11 protein-coding genes are annotated in these 15,163 nt (G+C 73.7%); all 11 read right to left on the minus strand.

Going from position 1 to position 15,163, the window contains the following annotated elements:
- Positions 1-5: 5 nt before the first annotated feature.
- From ACP7TJ_RS25430 to asnB, 11 genes are read right to left on the minus strand one after another with little or no spacing between them, the layout of a single operon-like run.
- Positions 6-1,289, minus strand: a complete 1,284-nt coding sequence (locus ACP7TJ_RS25430; RefSeq protein ID WP_367421086.1) for a DUF4910 domain-containing protein — start codon at positions 1,287-1,289, stop codon at positions 6-8.
- Positions 1,277-2,302, minus strand: coding sequence for an NAD-dependent epimerase/dehydratase family protein (locus ACP7TJ_RS25435; protein WP_367421084.1), 1,026 nt, complete (start codon positions 2,300-2,302; stop codon positions 1,277-1,279). The genes ACP7TJ_RS25430 and ACP7TJ_RS25435 overlap by 13 nt, the downstream gene beginning before the upstream one ends.
- A gap of 4 nt (positions 2,303-2,306) precedes the next feature.
- Positions 2,307-2,954 (minus strand): PIG-L deacetylase family protein, encoded by a 648-nt coding sequence (locus ACP7TJ_RS25440; protein ID WP_427765586.1) that lies wholly within the window; start codon positions 2,952-2,954, stop codon positions 2,307-2,309.
- Positions 2,951-3,751: a glucose-1-phosphate cytidylyltransferase gene (locus tag ACP7TJ_RS25445; protein WP_093766384.1), complete on the minus strand. Its 801-nt coding sequence runs from the start codon at positions 3,749-3,751 to the stop codon at positions 2,951-2,953. The genes ACP7TJ_RS25440 and ACP7TJ_RS25445 overlap by 4 nt, the downstream gene beginning before the upstream one ends.
- Positions 3,748-4,983, minus strand: a complete 1,236-nt coding sequence (locus tag ACP7TJ_RS25450) for a class I SAM-dependent methyltransferase (protein WP_427765589.1) — start codon at positions 4,981-4,983, stop codon at positions 3,748-3,750. The genes ACP7TJ_RS25445 and ACP7TJ_RS25450 overlap by 4 nt, the downstream gene beginning before the upstream one ends.
- Positions 4,980-6,245 carry a glycosyltransferase gene (locus tag ACP7TJ_RS25455; protein WP_093766382.1) on the minus strand — a complete coding sequence of 422 codons (1,266 nt, stop codon included), beginning with the start codon at positions 6,243-6,245 and terminating at the stop codon, positions 4,980-4,982. Before ACP7TJ_RS25455 ends, ACP7TJ_RS25450 begins: the two co-directional genes overlap by 4 nt.
- Positions 6,246-7,490, minus strand: coding sequence for a hypothetical protein (locus ACP7TJ_RS25460; RefSeq protein WP_093766381.1), 1,245 nt, complete (start codon positions 7,488-7,490; stop codon positions 6,246-6,248). It abuts the gene before it with no gap.
- Position 7,491: 1 nt separating this feature from the next.
- Complete coding sequence (locus tag ACP7TJ_RS25465; protein WP_427765594.1) at positions 7,492-9,069, minus strand: right-handed parallel beta-helix repeat-containing protein; 1,578 nt, start codon at positions 9,067-9,069, stop codon at positions 7,492-7,494.
- A gap of 9 nt (positions 9,070-9,078) precedes the next feature.
- Positions 9,079-11,022 carry an alginate lyase family protein gene (locus ACP7TJ_RS25470; RefSeq protein WP_427765597.1) on the minus strand — a complete coding sequence of 648 codons (1,944 nt, stop codon included), beginning with the start codon at positions 11,020-11,022 and terminating at the stop codon, positions 9,079-9,081.
- Positions 11,019-13,208: a bi-domain-containing oxidoreductase gene (locus ACP7TJ_RS25475; RefSeq protein ID WP_403431802.1), complete on the minus strand. Its 2,190-nt coding sequence runs from the start codon at positions 13,206-13,208 to the stop codon at positions 11,019-11,021. The genes ACP7TJ_RS25470 and ACP7TJ_RS25475 overlap by 4 nt, the downstream gene beginning before the upstream one ends.
- 16 nt (positions 13,209-13,224) lie before the next feature.
- Positions 13,225-15,162, minus strand: a complete 1,938-nt coding sequence (asnB, locus tag ACP7TJ_RS25480; RefSeq protein WP_376724064.1) for an asparagine synthase (glutamine-hydrolyzing) — start codon at positions 15,160-15,162, stop codon at positions 13,225-13,227.
- Position 15,163 lies beyond the last annotated feature (1 nt).

The raw sequence follows: 15,163 nt of genomic DNA on the forward strand, positions 1-15,163 counted from the left end.
CGGCGTCACGCCTTGACCAGCCCGGCCCCGTGCAGGGCGTCGGCCGCCGCGACGACGGTGTCGAACGGCAGACCGGCCCGCTCGGCCACGTCCAGCAGACCGTGCTCGCCGTCGGAGAGGCTGAGCACCCACAGCATCGCCATCTGGGCCTCCTGCGCGTCGCTGCGGCCGCCGAGCGCCCCGTAGAGCCCCCGCCGGCCCAGCTGCGGCTCCCCGTACGGGCTGAGGTTGACGTACCGCCGGTTGCGGTCGAGCACGGCGCACACCTCCCGGCAGACGGCGAGGGTGTCCTCCATCGCCTCCGGCGTCACGAAGTCCAGGTCGTCCGCCGAGGTGTGGTACTCCGGGTAGCCGGCGTACGGGGTCCGGCTGAGCGAGCCCACACCGAGGTCGAAGCCCGGCGAGCAGAACTGCCGCTCGTCGTAGCCGTACGGGGTGAACTCCCGTATCTCGTGCGGGCGTCCGGAGGTCTCCAGCACGTACCGCGTCACCCGGTCGATCTCCGCGTCCCCGCGCCTGCTGCGCTTGTAGGTCAGCGAGCCCCGGTCACCCGCGCAGGCCAGCACAAGACCGTGCTTCACCCGCTCCACCCGGCCGGCGTTGCGGGCCAGCCAGGTGATCGCCCCGATGGTGCCGGGCGCGAACAGGAACCGGTACGTGTAGTACGGCGTGCCCCGGGCGAGCGACCGGGCGAGGAACACCGCCACCGCGATGCCGGCCAGGTTGTCGTTGGCCAGCGACGGGTGGCAGACGTGACTGGAGACGATCACCTCGTCGGGCACCTGCCCCGGCACCACGTGCTCGGCGTAGGTGAGGTGCCCGTCCGCGAGGGTGGAGTCGATCCGCACCTCGTACTCGCCGTCCGGCAGCGCGTCCAGGGTCTCCTGCGCGAGACAGAACCCCCAGTCCGGCTTGTAGTAACTGGTGCGGTACGGCACCCACTTCGGGTGCTCGGGCAGCGTGTGCAGATGCGGGCGCAGCTCGGACAGGGGCATCCGCGCCGCCACCGGCACGCTGTACCCGAGCACGTGCAGGCTGGAGTCGGCGAGGTCGACGACCCGCCGCCCGGAGGGGTCGGCGATCCACGCCTCCCGGACGTTCCACTCCTGCGGCACCGTCCAGTCCAGCACCTGCGTCCCGGTGGGCACCTCGTGCACCTCCAGCGGCAGATGCCCGCCGACGACGTCCAGGGTGGCGCGCACCCCGTCGCCCGTGATGCTCCGGCAGAGCGGGTACATCCGCTCCACCAGGGCGTGCATCTCCTCGCCCGGCGTGGTCACGACCGCCACCGCAGGGTGTCGTCGACCGTGCCCGCGTCGGACGCGGCGCGCAGCACGGCGAGCCGGGTGAACCGCTGCTCGAACGCCTCCCGGGTCAGCCCGTGCGCCCGGTAGGCGTCGGCGAGTTCCAGCGCGCCCCGCTTCACCGTCCACTCGCACGCGAAGCCGGGGATCGCCGCCCGGAACCGGGAGAAGTCCACCCGGTAGGAGCGCGGGTCGGCGCCCGTCTCCCCGGTGATGACCACCTTCGAGCCGTCCACTGCGTCCGCGACCTGCTGGGCGATCTCCGCGACCGTGACGTTGTTGGTCTCGCTGCCGATGTTGAACGCCCGGTCGTGCACCGCCTCCCGCGGCGCCTCGAGGGCGGCCGTGAACGCGCGGGCGATGTCCGCGGCGTGCACCAGCGGGCGCCACGGCGTGCCGTCGGACAGCACCAGCACCTCGCCGGACAGCAGGGCGTGCCCGACCAGGTTGTTCAGCACGATGTCGGCGCGCAGCCGCGGCGAGTACCCGAAGGCGGTCGCGTTGCGCATGTACACCGGGCTGAAGTCGTCGTCGGCCAGCTCGTGCAGGTCGTCCTCCACCCGCACCTTGGACTCGGCGTACGGCGTCACCGGGCGCAGCGGGGCGTCCTCGGCCACCAGTTCGTCACCGCCCGCCGCGCCGTAGACCGAGCAGGTCGAGGCGTACAGGAAGCGCCGCACCCCCGCGTCGCGGGCCAGCTTCGCCAGCCGCACGGACGCGTGGTGGTTGATGTCGTAGGTGAGTTCCGGCGCCAGCGCCCCCAGCGGGTCGTTGGACAGGGCGGCCAGGTGGATCACGGCGTCCGCCCCGGCCACATGGCCGGCCGTGACGTCCCGCAGGTCCACCCGCGTCCCCGGAGGGTCCGCGGGCGTCGGCCCCAGCACGCAGTCGGCGAACAGGCCGGCGTCCAGCCCGACGACCTCGTGTCCGGCGGCCGTGAGCACCGGGGCCATCACGGTGCCCAGATAGCCCTGGTGTCCGGTGAGCAGTACGCGCAAGGTTTCAACCCCCCAGGTCGACAGTGAGTTTGGTGACGGCGAACGCCTCGGCGTAGCGCGCGTTGCTTTCGATGCCCCGGATCCGGGCGAGCCCGAGGAAGGCCTCCCGGTCGTACCAGGGCCGGTGCCGCTGCGAGGGGTAGTGCTCCTGCAGCAGCCGCACCTTGTCCTCGGCCGTGTCCGGGGCCAGCGGCTGGTACACCACCGGACGGCCCAGGTCCCCGTCCCATTTGACGATCTCGTAGCCGAGCACGAGATGGTCGCGGAACGCGGTGGTCATCAGCTTCGCCAGACCGCGGTGGTCCTGGTGCGCGTCCTCGGTGCGCGGGGCGAGCACCAGGTCGGGCTCGGTACGGGTGCGCAGCTCCTCGACGGCGGCCTTGGCCTCCGTCCAGTGCGCGGGCAGCCGCCCGTCGGGCATCTTGTCGACGGTCAGCCGCAGGTCGGCGCCCGGGCAGAACGCGGCGAGCGCCTCCTGCTCCTCCTGCTCGCGCTCCGTGCCGCCGCCGGACAGCACCAGCGCGTCGACCCTGAGGCCCGGGCGGGCCCGGCACAGGGTCAGCAGGGTGCCGCCGGCGCCGATGGCGATGTCGTCGCAGTGCGCGCCCACCGCGACGACCCGCTCGAGACGCCCGGTTCCCAGCCGGATCACGCGCTCACCCCCGTCCCCGTACGCTCCCGCTCCCACACGGCCCACGGCCGGTCCCCCCGGGCGTAGGCCTCGTCCAGCGCCGCACGCTCCTTCACAGTGTCGGTCGGCTTCCAGAAACCGCGGTGCCGGTGCGCGACGAGCCTTCCCCGCTTGGCCAGTTGGCCACACCCGTCGGCGACGAGATCCCCGTTCTCGGGGATGTGGTCGAAGATCTCCTGGCGCAGCACGAAGTAGCCGCCGTTCTCCCACAGCGGCAGCTCGCTCACCGCGGTGATGCCGCCCACCAGGCCGTCCTGGCCCAGCTCCACGCAGTGGAACGACGACTGCGGCGGCACCACCATCATCGACGCGCCCGCGTCCCGGCGGGAGAACTTCTCGATCATCTCCGGCAGCGGGGCGTCGGTGAGCACGTCCGCGTAGTTGGCGAGGAACATCTCGTCGCCGTCCAGATGGTGCCGCACCCGGCGCAGCCGCTCCCCGATGGGCGACTCGATGCCGGTCTGCGCGAACGTGATGGTCCAGTCCGCGATGTCGGTAGACAGCAGCTCGGTGCGGCCGCCGCGCAGCACGAAGTCGTTGGAGGTGGTCTCCTCGTAGGTGAGGAAGAACTCCTTGATGTGGTGGGCGCCGTAGCCCAGGCACAGGATGAACTCCTTGTGCCCGAAGTGCGCGTAGTAGCGCATCACGTGCCAGATCAGCGGGCGCGGGCCGACCATCGCCATGGGCTTGGGGATGTCGTCGTTCGCCCCGGCGCGCATGCGCAGCCCGTAACCGCCGCAGAACAGTACGACCTTCATCGCTCGACCTCGACAATGCTCAGTTCCGGGATGGGGAAGACCAGCCGGCCGCCCCACTCGTGCACGTACGCCAGCTGCTCGGTCAGCTCGGCGCGCAGGTTCCACGGCAGCACCAGCACGTAGTCCGGCCGGTCCGCGGCGATCCGGTCGGGCGGCAGGATCGGGATGCGCGTGCCCGGCGTGTACCGGCCGTGCTTGTACGGGTTGCGGTCCACCGTGTACGGCAGCAGGTCGGGCCGGATCCCGCAGTGGTTGAGCAGCGTGTTGCCCTTGCCCGGCGCGCCGTACCCGACGACCGTCTCGCCCCGCTCGGCCGCGTCGACCAGGAACCGCAGCAGGTCCCGGCGCACCTTGGCCACCCGGGCGGAGAACTCGGTGTACCCGGACAGATCCTGGAGCCCGGCGGCCTTCTCCCGGGCGAGCACGTCGGCCACCCGCGGGCCCGGCTCCCCGGCCGCCTCCTCGGGCCGCGCCCAGAGCCTGAGCGAACCGCCGTGCGTGGGCAGCAGCTCCACGTCCACCAGGGCCAGCCCGCCGCTCGCGAGCGCCCGGATCGCGGAGGCGACCGTGTAGTACTGGAAGTGCTCGTGGTAGATCGTGTCGTACTGGTTCTCCTCGATCAGGGTCAGCAGGTGCTGCACCTCGATCGAGACCCAGCCGTCGTCGGCGACCAGGGCGCGCAGCCCCTGCGTGAAGCCGATGACGTCCGGGATGTGCGCGTACACGTTGTTGGCGACCACCAGGTCGGCCGGCCCGTGCTCGGCGCGCACCGCCGCGCCCGTCTCAGGGCTCAGGAACGCGGTGAGCGTGGGCACGCCCGCCTCCCGCGCCGCCGCGCCGACGTTCACCGACGGCTCGACCCCCAGGCAGCGCACGCCCCGGTCGAGCACGTGCCGCAGCAGATAGCCGTCGTTGCTCGCCACCTCCACCACGAACGAGTCCTCGCCGAGCCCCAGCCGCGCCGCCGCGTCCTCGACGAACACGCGCGCGTGCTCCACCCAGGAGGAGGAGTACGACGAGAAGTACGCGTACTCGCTGAACGTCTCCTCCGGCGTGATCAGCGGCGGGATCTGCGCCAGCCAGCAGTCCGTGCACACCCGCAGGTGCAGCGGGTACGCCGGCTCCGGCGCGTCCAGGTGCTCCGCGGCGAGAAAGCTCTCGCACGGCGGGGTCGCCCCCAGGTCGACGACGCTCTCCAGCGCCGTCGAACCGCACAGTCGGCAACGTGTCATCTGCTTCCCCCATCCCGCTCGCGCAGGTCCCCCCGGCGCGAGCTCGTGTGCGTGTCCCCTCGCGACGGGTCCGCCCCGCCGCGTCCCGCGATCGCCGCGCGGTACCCCTCCTCCAGGCGGGCCAGCCCCACCTCGGGGCTGAAGCCCCGCTCGTACCGGAGCCGGGCCGCCCGGCCCATCTCCCGGTTGCCGTCGCCGTCCGCGGTGATCCGGCGCAGCGCGGCGGCCAGTGACGCGGGGTCGTCCGGCCGGTGCAGCAGCCCGGTCACCCCGTCCTCCACCAGCTCGGTGAAGGCGCCGTGCCCGGCGGCGACGGCCGGCACCCCCGCCGCCATCGCCTCCACGACCACCAGCCCGAACGCCTCCTTCCACGTCGACGGGGCCACCACGGCCACCGCCCGCGCGACGGCCTCACGGCACCGCGTCCGGTCGTACAGGCCGGCGTAGCGCACGTCGTCCCGGCCCGCCGCCCAGGCCGCCACCTCCGCCTCCAGCGGACCCGTGCCGGCGATCACCAGCGGCACGCCCACCCCGCCGGCGGCGGCGAGCTCGTCCCACGCGGCCATCAGCGGCCGCACGCCCTTCACCTCCGCGAGCCGCCCCAGAAACAGCAGGTGCTCGCCCGGACCGGTGCGGCGCACGTCCGTCTCCGGCACGAAGTTGTGCTTCACCACGAGCCGTCCGGCCGGCATCCCGGCGCCCGCCAGCACCTCGCGCTGCGCCGCCGAGATGCAGAAGAACCGCTCCACGCCCGACCACCAGCGCCGCCGGTTGACCGAGAGGCTCACCGCCAGCGGCACCGTCGCCAGCCGGGAGTTCCGGTAGCAGCCGTGCCGGACGGCGGGCAGCGGCGCCCGGCCCACGCACGCGGTGCACGGCGAGCCGTCCCGGTGCAGGGTGCCCGGCGGACACACCTGGGTGTAGTTGTGCAGCGTGGCGACGGCCGGCACCCCGGCGTCCGCGCAGGCGGCGATCACCGCGGGCGACAGCAGCGGGAAGACGTTGTGGAGGTGCACCACGTCAGGACGCTCGGCGCGCAGCCGCTCGGCCAGCCGGGCGCGCACCGCCGGGTTCCACGGGACCAGCAGCGGGATCGCCGCCTTGGCCGGCAGCGAGCGGGCGGCGATGTCGTCGCTGCGCCGCTCGAACACCCCGACCCGGTGGCCGGCCTCCCGCAGCAGCGCCACCTCCTGGTCGACGACCTTGTTCTCCCCGCTCGGCTGTGCCGACGCGTAGCGGTTGTGCACCACCATGACGTGCATTCACGCCACCTCCTTGCCGCGGACCGGCCGCGCGACGGTCCGTCGGACGGGATCCGGCGCCGGCGGACCGGCCCCGGGCGCGGGCGGGGCGGCGGGCGCCACCAGCAGCGAGGCCGCCAGGGCCAGGTGCAGCAGGTACGGCGAGGCGTCGCCCAGACCCGCCTCGGTGTACGAGGCGAGCCCGCAGTAGGTGATCAGGAACAGCGCGCAGGCCCGCGCGAGCGACGGCGGCCGCAGCAGCGCGACCGTGGCCGGCACCAGCACGAACCCCGCCACCAGCGCCACGCCCAGCAGACCCTGTTCGTGGTAGACGGCCAGCCAGCTGTTGTCGATGGGCAGCCCGTCGAACGACTTGTCGCCGAGCCCCACCCCGAACAGCCGCTCCGCGCCCGACCGGGGCGCGTCCAGCAGCGCCTCCCACACCTTGGCGCGGCCGGTGAGGGTGGAGAAGTTCTCCTCGGTCTGCCCGCGCAGGAACCACGCCTGGAGCAGCGACCCGAACGCGACCGCGGCGACCGCCGCGCACGCGAGCGCCCAGCCGAACCAGCGGCGGGCGGCGGCGCTGGTCAGCACCAGGGAGCCGATCGCCACCACCAGACCGGCGAGCAGCCCGATCGTCGCCGTCCGGGTGTGCGTGAGGGCGAGCAGCGCCAGCGACGGCACGATCACCAGCACGGCGCTCCGCCGGTCGGTGCGGCGGCCCAGCACCAGCAGCACCGTGAGCCCCACGACCACCGCCGCGTACTGCCCGATCTGCGGCGGCGTCAGCGGCCACAGCGCGCCCACCAGACGGCCGCCGTAGAGGTCGGGCAGGGCGGCGCCCGGCGACAGCACCAGGCCGGCGGCGACCGAGCACAGCACCAGGAAGTAGCAGCGGATGTGGTACCGCACGAACGTGGTGGAGCCGTCCCACCAGCGGGAGAGCAGCCACAGCGTGGCCACGAACACCGCGAACCGGCCGCACCGGAACAGCGCCCCGAACCCGGCGCTCAGATCCACGCTGGAGATCAGGCTCGGCACCAGCAGCAGACTGAGCAGCAGCAGGAACGCGCCGGCCCGCACCCGCAGCCGAGGGTTGAGCGCGAGCGCCAGCGCGAACGCGGCGACCAGGGCGCCCATCGTGACCATCTGGATCAGCGACCGGGGCAGCGGCACGATGGTCTCCGCGCCCGTGGAGCCGAGGGTGTTGAGGACCAGCAGCCCCCACACCGCCTGGACCGTCCTCGGCGTGTGCTCCACCCGCACGTCAACCACCGTCCCCGGCGCGGAAGGTGCTGCCCGCGTCCTGCCGGTACGGCGCGCCCTGCCACTCCTGGAAGTCCAGCTCCCCGCTCGGGTCGTGCGCGACGAACGTCCACGGCCCCTCGTAGACGTTGCTGCGCCAGCGGTTGTGCTGCTTCAGCGTGACGGCGTCGGCGACCTTCTCGCCCATGTACGGCGACCAGTCCGGATAGGTGCCGTAGTTGGCGAGGACCGCCATACGGCCGCACATCGACGCGCAGTCCATCGCGGACGGGTCCAGCAGGAACCGGTTGTGGTGGACGTCCACCCGCTGGGTCCGCCACCGGCAGTCCGTGTACAGCGGCGCCTTGGTGATGCCGGGCCGGGCGCAGCGGTCGATGTCCTCGACGAGCAGCGTGCAGTCGGCCGAGGAGGTGTTGGCGGGGCTGTTGCAGAACCGGTCGGCGTTCTCCCACAGGGTGATCGCGTTCCAGTTGTCCTCGAAGAGGTTGCCGGAGATCTCCAGCGTGTCGGTGCGGGCCTTCACCCGGGGCTCGCCGCCGGACTCCGAGATGTAGACGGTGGCGAACGGGAAGGTGTCGCCGCGCTCGGCGTACCGCTTCCCCTCCAGCCAGTTGTTCCGCCGGATCGTGTTGTTCCTGATCACCGCGTTGTAGCTGGTCTCGTACATCAGGGCGGCCCCGTGGTTGTCCTCCAGGACGTTGCCCTCGATCAGGAAGTCGTTGTTGTTGGTGTCCGCCCACAGGCCGGTGCCGCGGTTGTCGTGCACCCAGTTGCCGCGCACGTCCGCGCCGTCGACGGCCCAGAACTTGACGCCGCCGGTGCAGCCGCAGCCGGGCCGCCTGCGCTCCCAGTCGTGCCGGTTGTTGTCGGTGATCTCGTTGCCCTCCAGCACCAGGTCGCGCAGCGGGCCCGACCCCTTGTAGGCGTTCATGCCGTACTGGCCGTTGCCGCGCAGGCAGCTCGCCCGCACCTGCTGGCGGGAGCCGGCCATCAGCCCGGCGCCGGAGTTGAACTGGATCCGGGAGTGCTCGATCACCCAGCCGTCGGCCGAGTCATGGTTGACGACGCCCTCGTCGTGCGGCGCGACGAACCCCTGCACGGTCAGATGCCGGACGGCCACGTCGCGCGCGCCGCCGCCGAAGGCGTACTGGTTCGTCCTGAGGCCGTCGAGCACCGCGCCGGGCGCGCCGATGTAGGTGTTGCCGTCCTTGGGCTCCACCTGCGCGTACCGGTCGCCGGCCAGCCGGTGCCTGCCGGGCTTCAGCCAGAACGTGGTGCCGGCGGGGGAGGCGTCGGTCTTCGCGGAGAGGTCGCCGGGCACCGAGGGGTCCACGGTCACCGCGCCGGACGGCGTCTCGGACGGGCCGGGCTTCGGCTTCTCGCACACCCGGGCCACCGGCCGCGGCGCCCCGCCGGTGTCCTCCGGCTGTGTGCGGGCGTCCGCCCGCGACCGCCCGTCCGGCTTGTTCGCAGGCTCGGGCTCGCTCTCGCAGCCGGCGGTCGCCACCAGGACCAGCGCCAGCCCGGCCGCCGACGCCCAGCGCCGCCACCGGCGCACGCCTCCTCCACGCGGACCCATCGCAGCCCCCTAGCCGTCGAACCGGAGGACGGTGGTGAACCCGGCCGTCCCGTCGACGGATCCGCTGCCGACCAGCGTGGTGCTCGGCACCTTGCGCCCGAACCCGGGGGAGTACCAGCCCAGCGGCGGTCCGCTCTCGCCCCGGTGGGCCCGCCAGGTGAGCCCGGCCGGCAGGTCGAGCACCGCCGAGCGGTCCTCGCCGTCCCGCGTCCAGGTGAGCCGCGCCCGGCTCCCCTCCAGCTCCGCCGTCACCGAGGGGCCGAGGTGGAACGCCAGACGCACCTCCCGGCGGTCGCCGCTCACCGTGTCGGTCACCCGCACCTCACGGCGCTCGTGGGCGAGTTCGACCTGCCGCCGGTGGACCAGCGGGCGGTAGCCGTCGTGCTCGGCGCACCAGCGCGCCGTCTCCTCCCCGTCGGCGTCCACCGTCAGCACCCGGGTCCCGGCGTGCCGCGTCCACAGGAAGGGGCCGCCCGACACGGACTGGTCCCGGCCGCCCGCCTCGAGCGTGTTGTGCCCGAGCGTGGACCGGAAGTAGCTCCGCCACTCGGGCCGGCCGTGGTAGCAGTACGTGCCCGGGTCGGCCAGCACGTCGACCCCGTCGTGCCGCACCTCCACGGACAGCGCGTCCGCGTGGGCGTGCGCGGCGATCGACAGGAAGCCGTGTGGACCGCCGTCGCAGCGGCACCAGATCTCCCCGGGCCCCCGCAGCACGGTGAGCCCCGCGTCCGCGAAGTGCGCGGGCCGGCTCTCCGGACGCGCCACGCCCCTGCCGTACGGCTCGACCAGCGAGGCCAGCAGCGGGGTGCGGACGTCGGCGCCGGGCACCTCGGGCCACCAGCCGAGCCGGCCGAACACCGCCTCCCCGGTGGCCAGCAGCGACCCCCAGCGGTCGGTGTCCGGGCCGTCCAGCACCAGCCCGTGCCCGTCGTCCGCGTCCCCCTGACGGGGCGGGCGCAGCCGGTTGTCGACGACGGCCGCGAGCGCGTCCGTCATCCGCAGCAGCACCAGCCGCGTCGTCGCGGGCACCGCCACGCCCGCCGCGTCCGCCTCGGCCAGCGCGGCCAGCCCCAGCTCCAGCACCAGCCCGTGGTACTCGCTCGCCAGCTCCCGGTTGATCCCCGACAGGAAGGTGTTGGCGCGCAGATGCCGGTCCAGGTCGCGCAGCGCGTCCGCCCGCAGGCGCGGCGAGTACGGGAACCAGCCGAACGCGCAGGACGCGGCGAGCTGCCCGGCGGCCTCGGCGACCGCGTGGTTGTTCGCCGACGACCCCCGGCTGGGGAACGCGGCCAGCCAGCGCTGGTGGTGCCAGATCTGGTCCAGCGCCACCGGGTTCTCCTCGAACAGCGCGGGCGCGCCCGCCCAGCCGTCGAGCAGGCGGCGGATCCACACCCACGACAGCAGCCGGATGCCCAGCTCGATGCCGCTGACCCAGTGCGCGCCCCGCAGCGGCGGGTTGGCCTCCCACCACGACCGCAGATGCGCGGCCACGCGCTCCGCGTACCGGTCGTTCCCGGTCAGCGCGTACGCGGCGGCCAGCACGGTCAGGTACTGGTGCCGGGACGGCTCCCAGATCTGCTTGATGTCGCCGACCGCCTCCTCGTCGCGGTACGGCACGTCGAAGGCGTGGTCCAGCGGGGCGCGGCGCCCGGTCCCCGGGTCCAACTGCCAGTCCGGGTCCGCCATGTCGTCGCGGACCACCCCGAAGAACTCGGCCCGCCCCGCCATCAGCCGGTCCGCCTCGGCGACCAGGCGCTTCACCGCGTCCGGGTCCACCCTGGCGAGCGCGCCCCCGGGCAGCACGGCCGTGAACCGGACGCCCGTCACCGGCGGCCGCCCGGGCAGCGCCGACCGCCAGCGCCGCCGGCGCACCGCGTCGGCCGCCCGGCCGCCGGCCTCCCGCGGCCCCATCCGGGACAGCCGCCGCAGGTACCACCCCGCGCCCATGCTCATCGCGCCCCCGCCAGGGTGACCGGGACACCGCTCGCCAGCGCCGTGCGCACGGCGAGCGTGGCCGTCGTCGTCGCCGCCAGCGACTCCAGCGGCACCGGCATCGGCCCGCCGGTCCGCACGGCCTTCACGAACGCCGCCAGCTCCGCGTTCTGCCCCTTGTCGCGCGTCTTCGGCAGCCGCGAGCCGACCCACTGCCGGCGCCGGCCGTCGTACACGGCGGCCCGCGTGAAGTCGTCCAGCCGCAGCACCTTGCCGTCCGCGACGAGGTCCAGCGTCTCCTTCGGGAAGGTCGAAGGACCGGAGGTGACGTAGCTGATCGTCGCCGTGGACCCGTCCGGGTAGCCCAGCACGATCTGCAGGTCCTCGTTGCCGGCCGGGGCGGCCGCGTACACCGACACCGGGTCGGCGTCCAGCAGCCAGCTCGCGGTGTCGACGAAGTGCCCGCCCTCCCCGGCGAACCGCGACCCCTCGGTGTCCTGCCGCAGGTACCAGCTGCCGTGATCGAGACGGCCCGCGTTGACCAGGTAGCGCAGGCTCGCCGGACCGGTGCGGACGCCGAACCGCTCCCGGGCCTCCCGCAGCAGCGGGGCGAACCGGCGGTTGAAGCCCACCTGGATCCGGTCGTTGCCCGATTCCTCCACCGCCGCCAGCACCCCCGCCAGCTCCTCCTCGGTGAGCGCCAGCGGCTTCTCCACGAACACCGCCTTGCCCGCCAGCAGCGCCCGCCGGGTCAGCTCGGCGTGCGAGCTGTGCCGGGTCACCACGAACACCGCGTCCACGGCCGGGTCGCCGAGCACCCCGTCCAGGTCGGTGGTGGCCCTGCCGAAGCCGAACTTCCGCCGGGCGTTGGCCGCGGACAGCGCCGTGGTGGTGACGACCGTGGACAGCTCCACGCCGTCGCGGCCCGTCAGATGCGGCAGCAGCATCGACGAGGCGTAGTTCCCCGCGCCGACGAACGCCAGCCGCACCGGGCCGGACCGCCGCGACGGCGCCGACCGGCCGGGACGCCGCCGCACGTCGGGCACCGTCACCTCCGGTGCCTCGACGACGGGCGCCTCGCGCGCCGACGCGTACCGGAACAGCACCGCCACCGCCTTGAGTTCGCCCTCCTCGAGCCGCCGGTACGTCTCCACGGCGTCCTCGAAGCCGGCGACGTGCGACACCAGCGGCTCCACGTCGACACGGCCCCGGGCGACCAGGTCGAGGAAGCACGCCAGATTGCGGCGCTCGGTCCAGCGGACGTAGCCGATCGGGTAGTCCCGGCCCTGGAGTTCGTACTCGGGGTCGTAGCGTCCGGGCCCGTAGCTGCGGGAGAAGCGGACGTCGAGTTCCTTCTCGTAGTACGCGTTCCACGGCAGGTCGAGCCGGCACTTGCCGATGTCGATCACCCGGCCGCGGTCCCGGCACAGCCGCGCGGCCAGCTCCACCGGCTGGTTGCTGCTCCCGCCGGCCGCCAGATACACCTGGTCCACGCCCATGCCGCCGGTGAGTTCGGCGACCGCGCTCTCCACGCTCGCGGAGCCCGGGTCCCCGCAGGCCGCCGCGCCCAGCCGTTCGGCCAGCTCGCAGCGCGCCGGGTCGGGGTCCACGCCGACCACCCGCACCCCGGAGGCGTTCAGCAGCTGCACCACCAGCTGCCCGATCAGCCCGAGACCGATGACGAGGGCCGCCTCGCCGAGCCGCGACTCGCCCTGGCGCACGCCTTGCAGCGCGATCGACCCGACCGTGCCGAAGGCCGCGTGCCGGGGCGCGACCCCGTCCGGGACCGGGACGTAGAGGTTCTTCGGCACCCAGTTCAGCTCGGCGTGCAGCGCGTGCTCGTTGCCCGCGCACGCCACCAGGTCGCCCACCTTCACGTCGTCGATCCCGGCGCCGACCTGCTCCACCACCCCGCACAGCGAATAGCCCAGCGGCGTGTACGAGTCGAGCTTGCCCATCACCTTGCGGTACGTGGCGGGCACCCCGTTGGCGGCGACGCTCTGCACGACCTTCGCCACCTGGTCCGGCCGCGACCGCGCCTTGCCCAGCATCGACATGCCGGCCTCGGACACCTTCATCAGCTCGGTGCCGGTGGAGATCAGCGAGAAGGCGCTGCGCACCAGCACCCCGCCCGGCTTGCAGCCCGGCACTGGCACGTCGAGCAGCGCCAGCTCACCGCTCTTGTAGTTCTGCACTACCTGCTTCACGGAGTTCCTCTTGTCTCTACGCCGTCGAGGTGGGGGAGTCGTGGCCGGCCCTGGAGGTCGCGTCGCGGTACCAGTGCTCGAGGGTCAGCACATGCCAGAGGTGCTTGGAGAAGTCCCGCTGCCCGGCGGCGTCCTCGGCGACCATGCGCGCCAGCGCCTCCCGGCGCAGGAAGCCGGAACGGACCAGCAGGCCGTCGTGCACCACCTCCCGCACCAGCGGCGCGAGGTCCCGGCTCATCCAGGCCCGCAGCGGGGCGCTGAACAGGCCCTTGGGCCGGTACACGATCTCCCGGGGCAGCACCGTCGTGGCCGCCTCCTTGAGCACCGCCTTGCCCTGCCGCCCGGCGATCTTGCGCGCGCCGGGGACCGCGAACGCCGCCCTGACCACCTCGACGTCCACGTACGGCACCCGCACCTCGGTCGACGCGGCCATGCTCGACCGGTCGGTGTAGGCGAGGTTGAGACCCGGCAGGAACATCCGGGCGTCCGCCAGGCACATGCGGTTCACGAAGTCGTCGAGGGCGTTGTCCCGGTAGACGTCCGCGTGCTCGGTCAGCACGTCGTCCACCGCCGGGGCCAGGTCCGGGTCGAGCAGCCCGATCAGCTCCTCGCGGTCGTACAGGGTGTAGCTGCGGCGGAACGCGGTCTCCTCCGGCAGGCCCGCGAAGGACAGGAACCGTTTGGCGAACCGCACCGACCGCAGTCCGCGGCGGCGGGTGGCGACCGGCAGCCGGTCCACGGCCCCGGCGACCCCGCGCCGCACCGGCCCCGGCACCCGCCGGTAGCGCACCGCGATCAGGTTCGCCAGGTGCTTGCGGTACCCGGCGAACAGCTCGTCGGCGCCCATCCCCGACAGCATCACCTTCACCCCGGCCTCCCGGGCGGCCGCGCAGATGAGGAAGGTGTTGATCGCGGCGGGGTCGCCGACCGGCTCGTCCAGGTGGTACGTCATCCGCGGCAGCAGGTCCTGCACGTCCGGGGCGATCTCGATCTCCCGCAGGTCCACCCCGAACCGCTCGGCCACCCGGCGGGCGTAGCGCAGGTCGTCCGGCATCGCCTCGAACCGCGCGTCCTCCGCCCGGAACCCGATCGTGTACGCGGGGATGCCGGGCCGGTCGCGCGCCGCCAGCGCGGTCAGATAGCTGGAGTCGAGACCGCCCGACAGGAACGTCGCCACCGGCACGTCGGACAGCAGATGGAGCCGCGTCGACTCCTCCACCACGGCCGCCAGGTCTGGCACGTCCCCGGACCGGGCCCGCTCCTGCCCCTCGGCGGCGACCTCCCGCAGATCCCAGAACCGGCCCCGCTGCACCGAACCGTCCGGGCGGCACCGCAGCCAGGTCCCCGGCGGCAGCTTCTCCGCCCCGCGGAACGCGCACCGCGAGTCCGGCACCCAGTAGTACAGCAGCGAGGCCACCAGCGCCGCCGGATCCACCTCCAGCGACCCGCCCGTCACCGCCGCCAGCGCCTTCAGCTCCGAGGCGAACACCAGCCCCTCGCCGCGCCGCAGCAGGAACAGCGGCTTGATGCCGAGCTGGTCGCGGACCAGCACCAGCTCACCGGTGCGCTCGTCGAACACGGCGAACGCGAACATGCCGCGCAGCCGGGGCAGACAGTCCGTGCCCCAGCGCCGCCACGCCTCCAGCAGCACCTCGGTGTCCGAGGTGCCCCGGAACCGCACCCCGGCGCCCGCCAGCTCGGCCCGCAGCTCCGGCGCGTTGTACAGCTCGCCGTTGTACGTCAGGGCCAGCCCCTCCGACACCATCGGCTGGGCGCCGGTGCCGGACAGGTCGAGGATGGCCAGCCTGCGGTGCCCGAGGTGCACCTCGCCGTCGCCCAGGGCGTGGGCGTAGGTGCCGGACCCGTCCGGGCCGCGGTGGGCGAGGGTCTCGGTGAGCCGGTCGGTGACCGCCTTGCCGTCCGGCCACCGGTACGTGCCTGCGATGCCGCACATG

The organism is Streptomyces sp. DSM 41931 (genome assembly GCF_050271085.1).
GTDB lineage: Bacteria > Actinomycetota > Actinomycetes > Streptomycetales > Streptomycetaceae > Streptomyces > Streptomyces albogriseolus.

Coding starts and splice junctions, on each gene's coding strand:
- ACP7TJ_RS25445 (WP_093766384.1), bottom strand. CDS start 3,751: ATGAAGGTCGTACTGTTCTGCGGCGGTTACGGGCTGCGCATGCGCGCC.
- ACP7TJ_RS25450 (WP_427765589.1), bottom strand. CDS start 4,983: ATGACACGTTGCCGACTGTGCGGTTCGACGGCGCTGGAGAGCGTCGTC.
- ACP7TJ_RS25455 (WP_093766382.1), bottom strand. CDS start 6,245: ATGCACGTCATGGTGGTGCACAACCGCTACGCGTCGGCACAGCCGAGC.
- ACP7TJ_RS25465 (WP_427765594.1), bottom strand. CDS start 9,069: ATGGGTCCGCGTGGAGGAGGCGTGCGCCGGTGGCGGCGCTGGGCGTCG.
- ACP7TJ_RS25470 (WP_427765597.1), bottom strand. CDS start 11,022: ATGAGCATGGGCGCGGGGTGGTACCTGCGGCGGCTGTCCCGGATGGGG.
- asnB (WP_376724064.1), bottom strand. CDS start 15,162: ATGTGCGGCATCGCAGGCACGTACCGGTGGCCGGACGGCAAGGCGGTC.